Origin of the sequence: Sphingomonas sp. CCH10-B3, assembly GCF_001556185.1 — a bacterium.
Lineage (GTDB): Bacteria > Pseudomonadota > Alphaproteobacteria > Sphingomonadales > Sphingomonadaceae > Sphingomonas > Sphingomonas aquatica.
The window spans coordinates 1-13,865 of record NZ_LSIJ01000010.1 but is presented as its reverse complement, the minus strand read 5'-3'; the positions used below and the strand labels follow the sequence as shown (position 1 = coordinate 13,865).

The 13,865-nt window shown below is 65.7% G+C and carries 16 protein-coding genes; 7 read left to right on the top strand and 9 right to left on the bottom strand.

Annotation, left to right across the window (positions count from 1 at the left end; all coding sequences use genetic code 11):
* Positions 1–62 precede the first annotated feature (62 nt).
* Positions 63–407 carry a hypothetical protein gene (locus AX672_RS02750; protein ID WP_066647861.1) on the top strand — a complete coding sequence of 115 codons (345 nt, stop codon included), beginning with the start codon at positions 63–65 and terminating at the stop codon, positions 405–407.
* A gap of 12 nt (positions 408–419) precedes the next feature.
* On the opposite strand, the gene AX672_RS02745 is transcribed toward AX672_RS02750, so the two are convergent.
* From AX672_RS02745 to AX672_RS02735, 3 genes are all read right to left on the bottom strand, one after another.
* Positions 420–1,820 (bottom strand): M20/M25/M40 family metallo-hydrolase, encoded by a 1,401-nt coding sequence (locus AX672_RS02745; RefSeq protein ID WP_443026228.1) that lies wholly within the window; start codon positions 1,818–1,820, stop codon positions 420–422.
* A gap of 128 nt (positions 1,821–1,948) precedes the next feature.
* Positions 1,949–2,854 carry an aspartyl protease family protein gene (locus tag AX672_RS02740; RefSeq protein WP_082730346.1) on the bottom strand — a complete coding sequence of 302 codons (906 nt, stop codon included), beginning with the start codon at positions 2,852–2,854 and terminating at the stop codon, positions 1,949–1,951.
* 39 nt (positions 2,855–2,893) lie between these two features.
* Positions 2,894–5,305, bottom strand: coding sequence for a ligase-associated DNA damage response DEXH box helicase (locus tag AX672_RS02735; protein WP_082730344.1), 2,412 nt, complete (start codon positions 5,303–5,305; stop codon positions 2,894–2,896).
* Between the two features lie 190 nt (positions 5,306–5,495).
* On the opposite strand from AX672_RS02735, the gene AX672_RS02730 reads away from it, so the two are divergent.
* From AX672_RS02730 to AX672_RS02710, 5 genes are all read left to right on the top strand, one after another.
* The gene (locus tag AX672_RS02730; RefSeq protein ID WP_066647857.1) at positions 5,496–5,744 is read left to right on the top strand and encodes a hypothetical protein; all 249 of its coding nucleotides are present in this window, start codon (positions 5,496–5,498) and stop codon (positions 5,742–5,744) included.
* On the top strand, positions 5,731–6,348 hold the full coding sequence (locus tag AX672_RS02725) for a cytochrome b/b6 domain-containing protein (RefSeq protein WP_066647854.1): 618 nt from the start codon (positions 5,731–5,733) through the stop codon (positions 6,346–6,348). Before AX672_RS02730 ends, AX672_RS02725 begins: the two co-directional genes overlap by 14 nt.
* Positions 6,349–6,357: 9 nt before the next feature.
* On the top strand, positions 6,358–6,864 hold the full coding sequence (locus AX672_RS02720; RefSeq protein ID WP_202189216.1) for a helix-turn-helix transcriptional regulator: 507 nt from the start codon (positions 6,358–6,360) through the stop codon (positions 6,862–6,864).
* 60 nt (positions 6,865–6,924) lie between these two features.
* Complete coding sequence (locus tag AX672_RS02715; RefSeq protein ID WP_066647849.1) at positions 6,925–7,923, top strand: ligase-associated DNA damage response exonuclease; 999 nt, start codon at positions 6,925–6,927, stop codon at positions 7,921–7,923.
* Positions 7,924–8,004: 81 nt separating this feature from the next.
* Positions 8,005–8,478: a hypothetical protein gene (locus AX672_RS02710; RefSeq protein ID WP_066647843.1), complete on the top strand. Its 474-nt coding sequence runs from the start codon at positions 8,005–8,007 to the stop codon at positions 8,476–8,478.
* 49 nt (positions 8,479–8,527) lie between these two features.
* Here AX672_RS02710 and AX672_RS02705 read toward each other — a convergent pair whose 3' ends face one another.
* From AX672_RS02705 to AX672_RS02680, 6 genes are all read right to left on the bottom strand, one after another.
* Positions 8,528–8,932 (bottom strand): hypothetical protein, encoded by a 405-nt coding sequence (locus AX672_RS02705; RefSeq protein ID WP_066647836.1) that lies wholly within the window; start codon positions 8,930–8,932, stop codon positions 8,528–8,530.
* Positions 8,933–9,008: 76 nt separating this feature from the next.
* Positions 9,009–10,493, bottom strand: a complete 1,485-nt coding sequence (gene rpoN, locus AX672_RS02700) for an RNA polymerase factor sigma-54 (RefSeq protein WP_066648061.1) — start codon at positions 10,491–10,493, stop codon at positions 9,009–9,011.
* Positions 10,494–10,535: 42 nt separating this feature from the next.
* Positions 10,536–11,306: an LPS export ABC transporter ATP-binding protein gene (gene lptB, locus AX672_RS02695; RefSeq protein WP_066647832.1), complete on the bottom strand. Its 771-nt coding sequence runs from the start codon at positions 11,304–11,306 to the stop codon at positions 10,536–10,538.
* Between the two features lie 147 nt (positions 11,307–11,453).
* Positions 11,454–11,996 (bottom strand): LptA/OstA family protein, encoded by a 543-nt coding sequence (locus AX672_RS02690; RefSeq protein ID WP_066647829.1) that lies wholly within the window; start codon positions 11,994–11,996, stop codon positions 11,454–11,456.
* A 5-nt stretch (positions 11,997–12,001) separates the two neighbouring features.
* The gene (gene lptC, locus AX672_RS02685; protein WP_066647826.1) at positions 12,002–12,640 is read right to left on the bottom strand and encodes an LPS export ABC transporter periplasmic protein LptC; all 639 of its coding nucleotides are present in this window, start codon (positions 12,638–12,640) and stop codon (positions 12,002–12,004) included.
* Entirely contained in the window at positions 12,633–13,253 is a 621-nt protein-coding gene (locus AX672_RS02680; RefSeq protein ID WP_066647823.1) for a ribonuclease D, read from the bottom strand. The genes lptC and AX672_RS02680 overlap by 8 nt, the downstream gene beginning before the upstream one ends.
* Before the next feature lie 249 nt (positions 13,254–13,502).
* On the opposite strand from AX672_RS02680, the gene AX672_RS18110 reads away from it, so the two are divergent.
* A partial coding sequence (locus AX672_RS18110) for a cold-shock protein (protein WP_202189215.1) occupies positions 13,503–13,865 on the top strand: 363 nt, incomplete at its 3' end.

Here is a 13,865-nt window from a genome sequence, read left to right as displayed (position 1 = left end):
CGCTGGACGCGCCCTTGAGCATCCTCCAAGACTGGGCGCATCAATCAGGGGAAATTGGATTGATGTTGTTCGCGCTTGCGATCGCCGCCATGCCGACCAATGCGGATGGGATCGCCGCACCCGAGGCGCATGACGCGCGCTGCCTCGCAGCGATTTCCTATCTGATCGGCGTCGACAATGAAAAGTCCAAGGATCTTGTGCCGCTGGCGACCTATTTCGCGGGCAAGCTTTATGGCCGCAACCCGGCGATCGACCTGACGGCAACGCTGAAGGACAATCTGGTCACCGCAACCGAAGACGATCTGCGCAGGGCAGTGCCGGGCTGCGCGGCCGAACTCGAGCGTGCCGGCACGGCCATGAAGACTGCCGGCGCGGCGCTTTCGGCGATGGCAAAAGACGCGAAATAGCGCGCCTGATCCTTACCCAGCGTAAGCCTTCACCAGATCGAACAGATAGTCGCGGCTGGCATAGAGCGATTCGACCTTGATCCGCTCGTTCAGGCCGTGCGTGCCATTGCCGTCCGGATCGACGAAGGTACCCGGCACGCCATAGACCGGAATGCCAAGCGCTTCGAAGAAAATGCCGTCGGTCGCGCCCGTCGACATGATCGGCACCAGCGGCACGCCGGGGAAATGCTTGGCCGCCAGCGCCTTGACGGGACCGACGATCTTGGGGTCGAGCGTCGGCGGAATGGCGAGCGGACGGATCGGCTGGTTGGCCGACACCTTCACTTTCGGCCCGGCCAATTCGCTCAGCTTGGCGAGCGTGCCTTCGACCGTCTCACCGGGGAAGATGCGGCAATTGACGGTTGCCTGCGCACGCTGCGGGAGCGCGTTGCCGGCATGGCCCGCATTCGCCATTGTCGCCACGCAAGTGGTACGCAGCGTCGAATGGAGCGCCTTGTCCTGGCTGACGATGGCGTCGGCCGCTTTGTCGGTAGGATCGGCGAGCAACTTGTTGATTGCGGCACCGAGCGCCCCACCCTTGGCGAATGCCATCGCCGTGAAGAACTGCCGCGTCGTCTCGGTGAATTTGATCGGGAATTCATAGCCCTGGACGGCCTTCAGCGCATCGGCGAGCTGGTAGATCGCATTGTCGGGCACCGGCTGCGAGCTGTGCCCGCCGGGATTGGTGACGGTGAAGGTGAAGTTCTGCGATGCTTTTTCCCCGACCTGCAGCGCCAGCACTTCGCGCTTGCCATCGGGCGTGTAGCGGCCACCGCCGCCTTCGTTCAGCACGAATTCGGCATCGACGAGCGCGCGGCGTTCGCGCGTCAGATATTCGGCGCCGTTGGTCGCTTCGTTGGTTTCTTCGCCGCAGGTAAGCGCAAGCTTGATCGTCCGCTTGGGGCGATAGCCCTGTTGCTTGAAACGGATCATCGAGTCGGTCCAGATCGCCGCCTGCGCCTTGTCGTCGACCGTCCCGCGCGCGTAATAATAGCCATTCTCTTCAACGAGCTTGAACGGGTCGCGTGCCCAATCCTCGCGCTTGGCCTCGACCACGTCGAGATGCGCGAGCAGCAGCATCGGCTTCATGCTCGCATCGCTGCCGGGCAGGATGGCGACCAAGCCGCCTTCCTTCGGGTGGCCGGGCGGCGCGAACAACGTCACATCCTTGGCGGCATAGCCCGCAGCCTTCAGGCGCACCGCAATCTGTTCGGCCGCCTTGGTACAGCTTCCCACCAACAGCGTCGTGTTGGTTTCGACCAATTCCTTGTACAGCCCAAAAAAGGCCTGTTGGTCGGGACGTGACTGGGCCTGGGCCGTTACCGGAAGCAATGCGGCCGCTGCCGCCATCGAAAGCCCCAAGTAGCGCATCATCGAAATCCCCTGTCCGCCTTTTGCGTGACTACAGCGCTTCACGGCGCGGTTGGCAAGTCAGTGCGCGGCAGGCAGCTCAACGCCGCGGACGCGGCAAGTTTCTCAGCGCCGCGTCCGCGGCACGTTTCTTAGCGCCGCGTCCGCGGCAGGGCGAGGCGGACTTGACGATTGGCGAAGTCGATATCGACCCGGCGGAATTGCTTTAGCGCATCCATGCCGAGCAGGATCGCCGGCTTGTCGCTCAGTCCCAATTGGCGGAACGGCGCGGCATCGGCGAAGGCGACCGGCAGGTTCTGGAAAATGACGCTGCCCAGACTGACTTCGCCGATCTGGGTATAGTCGGCGGTCATGGTATCGCCGGTGACGCTCGTCACCGCGACGGGGGTGAAGCCTGATTGTTTGCGCGCCACTTTAGCGCGCAGGGCGAGATTGCCCATGCTGACCACTGATCCGGTGTCGAGCACGACCCGGACGCGGGTACCACGATAATAGGCATCGGTGACGACGAGCTGCCCGTGCAGGCTCTTGGCCTGGACGACGATGTCGGAAGGCTCGCTGCCGGGTAACCGTCCGCGCCGCGACTTGACGACTGCCATGCGCTGCTTGTCAAAATCAATCGACACCGCATGGCCCTGCAGCGAATCAAGACCGAGCAGCCCGGGCGCGCCGAGATCCTCGCCCGCCAGCAGCGGCGCTTCGATCCGTGCCTTGCCCGCCGTCGACACAGCCAGCGCGGGCACCACGACCGTGCCGACCGTGCTCGTGCCGGTCATTGCCGTTATCCGCACGCCGCGCCCCGCCGCCAGATTCAGCCGGGCAGCAAGCTCGCGCGAAATCACGGTCCGCTCGGCGCCGGTGTCGATCGTGAAGGGATAGGGGCCGCTGCCGGCAATCGTCACCGGCACGGTCATCCGGCCCGGAATGTCAGTGCCAATGCCCAAGATCTGCGCATCGGTCGGCGGCTCGGGATCCTGACCGGCCACGGGCGCGGCGGACGCAAGCAACAACGACGACAGGGCGATAAAGCCACGCATTGCCGCAAGATACGCCGATTGGCTCGTTTCGCCAAGCAATCAATCGAGCCGCATTGCCTCAATCGCGAGCGCTTCGGCCTCGATCAATATGGCATCGTCGGCAAGGCCCTGTGGCACGCTTTCGCGGCCGATCATCACCAGCACCGGCACCGCAAGCGGCGACACCCGGTCGAGCGCGACATGCAGCATCGTGCCCGCCGCGCGATCGAGCAGATCGGCGAGCCGCCCGACATCGGTCATCCGCGCGCGCGCATCGGCCCAGGCAGCCTTCAGCAGCAGATGGTCGGGCTCATAGCGGCGCAACACGTCATAGATCAGGTCGGTCGAGAAAGTTACCTGCCGGCCGGTCTTGCGCTTGCCCGGCTGTTGCCGCTCTACTAGCCCGCCGATGACCGCGACTTCGCGAAAGGCGCGCTTCAGCAGATGCGATCCCTGCACCCAGTCGACGAATTCGGCTTCCAATATGTCAGCCGAAAACAGCGCCGCCGGATCGGTGACCGGATCGAGCGAATAACAGGCCAGCGCATAATCATTGGCAACGAAGCCCAGCGGCTTCAGCCCTTGCGTTTCCATCCGCCGCGTCAGCAACATGCCGAGCGACTGGTGCGCGTTCCACCCTTCGAAGCAATAGGCGACCAAGTGGTGGCGCCCTTCGTGCGGGAAGGTTTCGACGAGCAATTGCCCCGGCTGCGGCATCGTCGACCGCTTCGACTGGATGTCGAGCCATTCACGGACATCGGGCGGGAAGCGGCGCCATTCGGACGGATCGGCCAGAAAGCGCCGCACGCGATTGGCGAGATTGGTTGTGAGCGGCATCCGCGCGCCGCCATAGCTCGGGATGCGCGCCGGGCGCGCCGTAGCACGGACGATCAACTCCTCGGTCTCGATCCGCTCGACCTCAAGGCTCATGCCCGAAAAGAAGAAGGTATCGCCGACCGACAGCGTCGCGGCGAAGCCTTCTTCAACGCGCCCCAATTGCCGGCCGTTGCGAAAGCGCACTTGCAGCATCGTCGCCTCGACAATGATGCCGGCGTTCAGCCGGTGCTGGGCAATGAACTTCGGATGGCTGACCCGCCAGCGGCCATCGGCATCGCGCACCAGCCGCTTGAACCGGTCATAGGCCTGCAGCGCATAGCCGCCGTCGCTGATGAAGCGCAGCACATGGCCGAACTGGTCGGCGGTGAGCGCCGAATAGGGGAGCGCCGACTGCACTTCGGCCAGCATCGCCGCTTCATCGAACGGCGCTGCGCAGGCGCAGGCCATCACATGCTGGGCGAGCACGTCGAGGCTGCCCGCGCGAAAATCATCGGCGTCGAGCTCGCGTTCGGCCACCGCATCGAGCGCGGCGCGCGCTTCCAGATATTCGAAGCGATTGCCGGGGACGACGATGGCCTCGCTCGGCTCGTCGAGCCGGTGATTGGCGCGCCCGATCCGCTGCAACAGTCGCGAGGCGCCCTTGGGCGCGCCCATCTGGATCACACAATCGACGTCGCCCCAGTCGATCCCCATGTCGAGACTGGCGGTGCAGACCAGACCACGCAGCTTGCCATCGGCCATCGCCGCCTCGACCTTGCGCCTTGCCTCAAGCGCGAGGCTGCCGTGGTGAATGCCGATCGGCAGCTGCAGATCATTGACCTTCCACAGATCCTGAAAAATCAGCTCGGCAAGCGCGCGGGTGTTGCAGAAGATCAGTGTCGTCCGGTGCGTCTCGATCTCGGCGATCACTTGCTCGGCGGCGTAGCGCCCCGAATGCCCCGACCAGGGCACGCGCCCTTGCGGTAGCAGGATCGCGATGTCGGGGTCGGCGCCGGGTTCGCCCTGCACCGCCGTGACCGAATCGATATCGCCATCGGGCGCGAGCCAGGCGCGATAGCCATCGGGGTCGGCGACCGTCGCCGACAGCGCCACGCGGCGCATCGCGGGCGCAATCGCTTGCAGCCGCGCCATCGCCAGCGCGAGCAGATCGCCGCGCTTTTGGGTCGCAAAGGCATGGACTTCGTCGATCACGATCGTCCGTAGCCCTTCGAACATCAGGAAACTGTCGGGGTAGCTGAGCAGCAGCGACAGCGATTCAGGCGTCGTCAGCAATATTTGCGGCGGGCGGATGCGCTGGCGCGCCTTGCGGTCGGAAGGCGTGTCGCCGGTGCGCGTCTCGACGCGGAGGTCGAGGCCCATTTCCTCGATGGGGGTGATGAGGTTGCGCTGGACGTCGACCGCGAGCGCCTTGAGCGGCGAGACGTAGAGCGTGTGAAGCCCCTCAGTCGGCGTCTCGATCAACTCGACCAGCGTCGGCAGGAACCCCGCGAGCGTCTTGCCCGCCCCCGTCGGCGCGACCAGCAATGCATGGCGCCCGGCGCGTGCGGCGGCAAGCATTTCGAGCTGATGCCGCCGCGGCGCCCAGCCCTTGGCAGCAAACCAGTCCGTCAGCGGGGTGGGCAGGGCCGTCGTCACGCGCCCGATATGGGGGATGGAGCCAAGCCGGGGCTAGAGGCTCACCGAAAAGAAGCGCGCACCGGGCAGCCCGCTTGTCAGGTGGCAGTCCTAAGCAGCTGCTTGCCGCGCGCCGCCTAAGCAGCGCGCCAATGGCAGGACGGTCCGCGCCGCGCCAACTCCCGCTCACCTTCAGCAAGGGAGTAACCTCATGTCGACCAATGCCATCACCCTCATCGCGGCGGGCCTGCTCGTCGCTCTTGCCGCCGCCCCTGCCCGTGCCGACGAGGCTAGAGCGCGCACCGTGGCCAAGCCCGGCGCCAGCGCCACGGCGACGACCACGGCCAAGCCGCGCGAGCGCCAGGCAGTCCCGCCCAAGCGCGCGGCGCATGAACGCGCCGAACACCGCCGCGCACAAAGCGACGACCGGAGCGAGGAGCATGACGATGACCGCGATTGAAGCCAAACCACGGCGCTGGGATCCGATCGTCCGATTGACGCACTGGTCGATCGTCGCCGCGATCCTCGTTAACGCGCTGGTGACCGAGGAGGGATCGGACGCGCATATGTGGGTCGGCTATGCGCTGGCCGCGATCCTTGGCCTGCGGCTGATCTGGGGCGTTGTCGGCCCGGCCAATGCCCGGTTTACGGCTTTTCCGCCCAGCCTGCCGCGTGCCATCGCTCATATCGGCGACATTGCTGCCGGGCGCCAGCGCGATCATCCGTCGCATAATCCGCTGGGTGCGCTGATGGTCTATGCGATCTGGGCAACGCTCGGTGTGGTGATCGCCAGCGGCATTGCCATGGCCGGGCTCCCCGCCACCCCGCTTGGCGGGTTCGCTCCAGCGACGACGGCGACGGTTGGCGTCACGGCCGAGCGCGGCGAGGGGTCGGAGGAGGGGGAGCGCGACGGCGACCGCGAGGAAGGCCCGATGGCCGAAGTCCATGAAGCGGCGGTCTATCTGCTCTACGCCCTCATCCTGCTCCACATTGCCGGGGTGGCTTTTGAAAGTCGGCGCAGCGGACGGCGAATCATGATGGCGATGCTGCCCGGCGCTCGCTAGGCCATGGCAATGATCGACCGTCGGCGCGCGCTTCAACGCAGGATCACCATGACCGCTGTCGTGGTGATCCTGCAATTGCTGGTGACGTTGTTCTTCCTTGCCGATGCCGCTGGTGATTGGCGCACGGAAGGCGTCGACGCGCATCTGGTGATCGAGGGCGCAGCGGCGATGGCCCTGCTGGCTGGGGTGGTGTTCGGCGCGCTCCAGATCCGCTGGCTGGTGCAGCGCGTGCGGCACGACGAGGCCGCCGTTGCCAGCGCCCGGGGCGCGCTGGCCGAGCTGATCCGGCTGCGCTTTGCCGAGTGGCACCTGACGGCGGCGGAAGCCGATGTCGCGCTGTTCGCGCTGAAAGGCTGCGATATCGCCGAAATCGCCGCGCTTCGGGCAACGGCCGGGGGCACGGTGCGCGCGCAACTGGCAAGCATTTACGCCAAGGCCGGGGTAACATCGCACGTCGCGCTGCTGGCGCTGTTCACCGAAGACCTGATCGACACCCGCCAAGCCCCCACCGCATAGCGCCCACCCCAGCGCTTGTGCAGTTGCAACCGGCGGTCGCGCCCCCCCATATGCCGCTTCATGACCAAACTCGGCGACTGGATCGAACCCCAACCCGGCGGGATTTACATACCCGCCGCCGATGCGTGGGTTGATCCGTCGTCGCCGCGCCCGCGCGCGCTCGTGACGCATGGCCATGCCGATCATGCGCGCGGCGGGCACGGCGCGGTGTGGGCGACGCCCGAAACGCTGGCGATCATGGATGCGCGCTATGGGGCGCAGACGGCGCATCCTGTGGCTTATGGCGAGGAACGACGCTTCGGCGAGGTCACGGTGCGCTTCGTGCCGGCCGGGCATGTGCTCGGTTCGGCGCAGATCGTGCTGACCTATCGCGGCGAAACGGTCGTCGTCTCGGGCGATTACAAGCGCCGCGCCGACCCGACCTGCGCGCCGTTCGAGCCAGTGCCGTGCGACGTGTTCGTGACCGAGGCGACCTTCGGCCTGCCGGTGTTCCGCCACCCCGATACCGGCGACGAGATCGACAAGCTGCTTGCCGCGCTTCACGCCAATCCCGATCGCTGCGTGCTGGTCGGCGCCTATGCGCTGGGGAAAGCCCAGCGGGTGATCCGCGAGCTGCGCGACCGGGGGCATGCCGCGCCGATCTATATCCACGGCGCGATGCAGCGGCTGTGCGATCTCTATGTCGCGCACGGCGTCGAGCTGGGCGAGCTGCGCCCTGCGACCGACGCCCCCAAGGCGGATATGGCCGGGCACATCATCGTCGCGCCGCCCTCGGCGTTGCAGGACCGCTGGTCGCGGCGCCTGCCCGACCCGATCACGGCGATGGCGAGCGGCTGGATGCGCGTCCGTCAGCGCGCCGTGCAGCGCGGGGTCGAACTGCCACTGATCCTGTCCGACCACGCCGACTGGGACGAGCTGACCGATACGCTGACCGAAATCGCGCCCAAGGAAGTGTGGGTGACGCACGGCCGCGAGGAAGCACTCGTACATTGGTGCATGACGCACCAGATCAAGGCGCGCGCGCTGGCGCTGAGCGGTTACGAAGATGAGGACGACTGAGCACCGAATCCCGTCTTGCGCACCATTGGGCCGGCGATAGGGTGGCATTACGATTTGGGTGGCGATCGGGGGAATCACGACATGCGCAAGATTTGGCTGGCAGCAGCTGCCATTGGCCTGACCGCGGCGGCTCCGGCCACAGCGCAGGACAGCTCGGGGCTTTCGCAATGCCTGATCACCAAGACGTCCCCCGACGACCGGCTGCTGCTGATCAAATGGATTTTCGCCGTGATTTCGGCCAGCCCGCAAGTGAAGGACCTGTCGGCGGTCACGCCCGCGCAGCGCGACGCGCTGTCGAAACAGGCGGGCGGTGTCTTCAGTCGCCTCGTGACGGTTGATTGCCGTGCTCAAGCCGTCGAATCGCTCAAGCAGAATGGCGATACCGCGCTCGAAAAGGCTTTTGGCACGCTCGGCGAATATTCGATGGAAGGGCTGGTGAAGGATCCGGCAGTCGGCAGCGCGATGGTTGGCCTGCTGGCGGGTGTCGATATTACCGAATGGGCCAAGGTGCAGGTCGAAGCCGGCATCCCTTTCGGCTCAAGAACCCGCAAATAAGGGCTAAGCGCTCCCCACGCATCTTGGCGAAGCGCGGCTGGGTGCTCGATTAGCCGAACGCGCGGTTCGGGAAGGCCGTCCTCGGCTCCTCTTCGAACAACCACGCCTCGGCATCGGCCATTGCCGTGAAATAGCGCACGTCGCGCATCGCGGCAGCGCGCTGCAACTGCATCCGGGCCAGCGTCGATGCCTGGACGAATGCCAGCTTGCGGGAGCGATAGGCCGTTCCCGACAGCACATCGCCCCACGCCGCGACGATATCCTGCGCCTGAATCTGCATCGCACGCACGTCGGCGAGCGTCACATGCTGGTTGGGACCACAGCGCAGGCGGGCATGGGCGAGTTCCCGCGCCAGCAGAAAAGCATCGATGTCCGCCCGCGAGAAAAAGCCGCCGAGCGTAATGATCACCAGATTGCGTGCCGGATCGACATCGAAGGAGAAATTTGCGTGCATGCGTAACGATTATCGGGCGCTACGTTAAATAAGCGCGAAAACTGGACCCGAGCGCACCCGCGACGATGCCTCGCGGCTAGCCCCCGCCCAGCGCCTTCGCGCGTCGCCGCTGCACGCTCGACCCGATGCCGAGCGCTTCACGATATTTGGCGACGGTGCGCCGGGCAATGTCGAAGCCTTTGGATTTCAACAGGTCGACCAGCGTGTCGTCGGACAGCACGGCAGTCCCCTCGCCTGCGATCAGCGTCTTGATCGCTGCCTTGACGGCCTCGGCCGAGACAGCATCGCCACCGTCGGCTGACTGAATCGCGGAGGTGAAAAAATATTTGAGTTCATACAGCCCGCGCTCGCAGCTCAGATATTTATTGCTGGTGACGCGACTGACGGTCGATTCGTGCATCTCGATTGCGTCGGCGACCTGGCGCAGCGTCAACGGGCGCAGATGCGCGACGCCGTTCAGGAAAAAGGCCTCCTGCTGCTTCACGATTTCGCTCGCGACCTTGACGATGGTCCGCTGGCGCTGGTCGAGCGCCTTCACCAGCCAGTTGGCGCTCGCGAGCATTTCGCCGAGCCATGCCTTCGAATTCCTGTCCTGCGGGCCGGTGCTGAGTTCGGCATAATAGCTGCGGTTGACGAGCAGCCGCGGGAGCGTCGCCGCGTTCATCTCGATTGCCCAACCCCCTTTGCGGCGCGCGACAAAAATGTCGGGGACGACCGGCTGCGACGGCTCGCCGCCATAGCGACAGCCGGGCTTGGGATCATAGCTGCGCAACTCGCGGATCATGTCGGCCATGTCCTCATCGTCGACGCCGCAGATCCGCTTCAGCCGGCCAAGCTCGCCGCGTGCGAGCAGATCGAGATTGTCGATCAGCCGCGCCATTGCCGGGTCATAGCGATCGGCTTCCTTGGCCTGCAGCGCGAGGCATTCGGACAGATTACGCGCGCCGACGCCGGTCGGATCGAAGGTCTGGATCAGTGCAAGCACGGCTTCGACCCGCGCCAGCGGCACGCCGAGCCGGTTGGCGATCTCGAGCAGCGGGACCGTAAGATAGCCGCACTCGTCGATCTGGTCGATCAGATGCGCGGCGATGAAGGCGTCGGCGCCGCTGACGACCGGCCCCGCCTGCGCGAGCAGATGATCGGCGAGGCTGATGCCGGTATCCGCGACCGACTCAAAGTCGGGGGCATCGGGGTTCGCCGCGCCGCTCGCGCCGTTCAGGCCGAGCGCACCATCCATTCCCGCGCCGTCGCACGGGCTGTCGTGGTGGAAGGTTTCGGTGGCGAAATCGACATCAAGCGCGGCCTCGCCGGTTTCCCCAACACCGGCCAGCAATTCGTCGGCGCTCGCGGGCTCGCTGCGTTCGGGGGGCGGCGCGGGCGGTTCGGGCGTGCCATCGTCTTCGGCGGCGGATTCGAGCAGGGGATTGCGCTCGACTTCTTCGGCGATGAACGCCTCGATCTCGAGGTTGGACAGCGCGAGCAGGCGGATCGCCTGCTGCAGCTGCGGGGTCATCACCAGCGACTGCGACTGGCGCAGATCGAGCCGGGGCGCGAGGCTCATGGTCGCCACCCGGGGACAAGGAAGGCGCCGGGCATCATGGCATTACAGCGAAAAGCCCTCGCCCAGATACAGGCGGCGGACATTGGCGTCGGCCACCAGTTCGTCGGGCGAACCGGCAAACAGCACGCGACCGTCATAGATGATGTAAGCGCGATCGACGATTTCGAGCGTTTCGCGGACATTATGGTCGGTGATCAGCACACCGATCCCGCGGTTTTTGAGCGCGATGACGAGATCGCGGATGTCCGCGATCGAGATCGGGTCGATCCCGGCGAACGGCTCGTCGAGCAGCATGATCGACGGATCGGCGGCGAGCGCGCGGGCGATCTCGGCGCGGCGCCGCTCGCCGCCCGATAGCGCCATGGCGGGCGCATCGCGCAACCGCGTCAGGCCGAAATCGTCGAGCAACTCATCGAGCCGGGCCGCGCGCGCCGCCGCGTCGGGTTCGACCAGTTCGAGCACGCTCAGGATGTTCTTTTCGACCGACAGCCCGCGAAAGATCGACGTTTCCTGGGGCAGATAACCTAGCCCGAGAATGGCGCGGCGATACATCGGCAGGCCGGTGATGTCGGTCCCGTCGAGCATGATGCGGCCCGAATCGGGCTTCACCAGCCCCATCACCGAATAGAAGCAGGTCGTCTTGCCAGCGCCATTGGGGCCGAGCAGGCCGACCACTTCGCCATGCCCGACCGACACCGACACATCGGTCAACACCGGCCGCTTGTCATAGGCCTTGGCGATCGAAACGACAGCCAGCCCGGACGTCGCCTTCGCATCGGCGATCGGGGCGGCAAGGCTGGTCACATCGTCCATCGTCGTTTCCGTTTGGCCTGAAATGGTTAATCGATTCTGACGTGCATCGCTGTCCGGCACCAAAGCTGGCAGGATTCCTGCATGGCCCTAATGCCCGAACAATAAGAATGTGGGAAGCGCCGCGACCGTCGACTGCCCGCGTTGCCGCTACTTGTCGTCGCGCTTGGGAACGGAGAAGCGACCGGTAACGCGACCGCCCGGTGCGGCTTCGGTCGTCCCGGGCACGCGCGGCGCCACCGACGAGCCGTCGATCGTCGCGCGGTTGGTATCGAGGTTGAACGTCAGCCGGCCGCCGTTCACGACATTGCCGTTGCTTTGCCGAAGCGACACATTGCCGATCATGGTCACGATGCGGCGATTGAGATCATAGATCGCATATTGGCTGCGCGCGGTCTGGTCGGGGCGCGTGAGTGTGACGCCGCCCGACGCGTCGACCCGCGACGCCTGCGGCGAGCCGCCGCCGAAGATATCGCCGCTATAGGCAATCGACATGCGCGCGGCGGCCAGCGTCATCTCGCTTTGGCGGACCACGACATCGCCCGACAGCACGACGCGCTTGGCGCGATCGTCGAATTCCTGATGCGCTGCCGAAAAATCAATGGGTGCCGACGAATCATGCCGCGACTGGGCGCTGCCGCCGGTGGCAACGGCTGCAACGAACAGCAGGGTCAGAGTCGACAGCCAGCGCATCGTCGCTATCTCGTTCTTCGCGGCGTGATGCGCAAGTGCGTGTTACCGTCCAGGCGAACGATCCGCCGGTCAAGATCAGCCGACATCCGGTCCGCGCTGAACACCCCTTGTGGCAGCGTGCCGTTGACGCGTGTGTCGCTGCGCAGTTCGCGCGACTTGAGGTCGATGACGGCACTGCTCGCAGTAATCTTGTAGCCGTCGGCGGCCGTCAAGCGGACGTCGCTGTCGATTTCGACCTGTTCGCGGCGCAGATCATAACGACCATGGCCGGCATTGAGCACGGCTGGACCATCGGCAAGCGCAATGCGGGCCGCCAGTCCATTGAGCTGCACCACCGGTTCGGCCGAGCTCTTCTGCACCGCCGAATCGGCGCTGATCGAAAACGGGCGACCGAGTCGATCGGCGCCGCGATACATCGCCGACTGGATGCGCAGCCGTTCGGAGGCGACTTCGACCTTGTTCTTGTCGAGCAGGAAGCTCACGTCGCCGCCGCCCTGCAGTGGCATGAACACCATGAACGCGCTCAACACGCCGATCAGCACCGGCAGGCTGAAACGCGAGACCGCGACGATGCGATCGTGGCTGCTGCCCGGCGCTGCCCAGCGCCGCCGCTGCGAGCGGACGCGGACGGCAACGTCAGACATGCGCGAAAATGTCGATTTCCGGCCATCCGGCCAGATCGAGTTCAGCGCGCGCGGGCAGAAAAGCGAAGCAGGCCTCGGCGAGCGCCGTCCGCCCCTCGCGCGCCAGCCGCCGGTCGAGTTCGTCGCGCAGCGCGTGGAGATAGCGGACGTCGGACGCGGCATAGTCGCGCTGCGCCTCGCTCAGATCTGGACCGCCCCAGTCGGACGATTGCTGCACTTTCGACAATTCCTGACCGAGCAGCTCGCGCACCAGCTCCTTCAGGCCGTGGCGATCAGTGTAGGTGCGTACCAGCCGCGATGCGATCTTGGTGCAGTAAACGGGAGCGGCAGTGACCTGGAGATAATGGCGGATTGCCGCCAGATCGAAGCGCGCGAAGTGAAACAGCTTCAGCCGCGCGGGATCAGCCAGCACCGCGCGAAGCTGCGGCGCTGCATAATCGCTGCCGGGCTGGAAACGCACGAGATGTTCGTCGCCGCCGCCATCGGAAAGCTGGACAACGCACAACCGATCGCGCGGCGTGATCAGCCCCATCGTCTCGGTATCGACGGCAATCGGCGCGCTGGGAGCAAAAACGTCGCCGGGCAGGTCTTCTTCGTGGAAGTAAACGGTCATCCGTTGCGCCTAGCGGCTTGCGCGCTTCGGCTCAATGCCAGTGCAGCGCATTTCCGGCGAGTCGGGGTGGAGGGGCTTTGCGGATTGAAGTCGATCGCGCGACTGGCGACGAATTTGTTCGCAGGGAAGCGGCTTTTACGATATGAAGTGTCGTGGCGCGGATTCAATGAGCGTCCGAAGACCTGCGTTTGTCGTCCGAAGCCAGGATTCTTGCATGTGTTACGGGCGGACCGGGAAGACGAACAGGGCATGAGTTTCGATAAAGGGCGCCGCGGTGATCGCGGCGGGCGCGGCAGGGACAAGCGCGACGGTTTCGGCGATGGCGGCTTTGATGGCGGCTTCGGCGGTGGTGACCGCTTCGGTGGCGGCTTTGGCGGTGGCGATCGCTTCGGCGGCGGTGACCGCTTCGGTGGCGGCGACCGATTCGGCGGTGGTGGCGATCGCTTCGGCGGTGGCGGCGGCGGCGGTTTCCGCGGTGGCGGCGGCGGCGGTGCCGGTCGGGGCATGCCGCCCCAGGTCGTTGGCGAAGGCACGGGCGTCGTCAAATTCTTCAACGCGCAGAAGGGTTTCGGCTTCGTCGTCCGCGACGATGGCTGCGAAGACGTGTTCGTG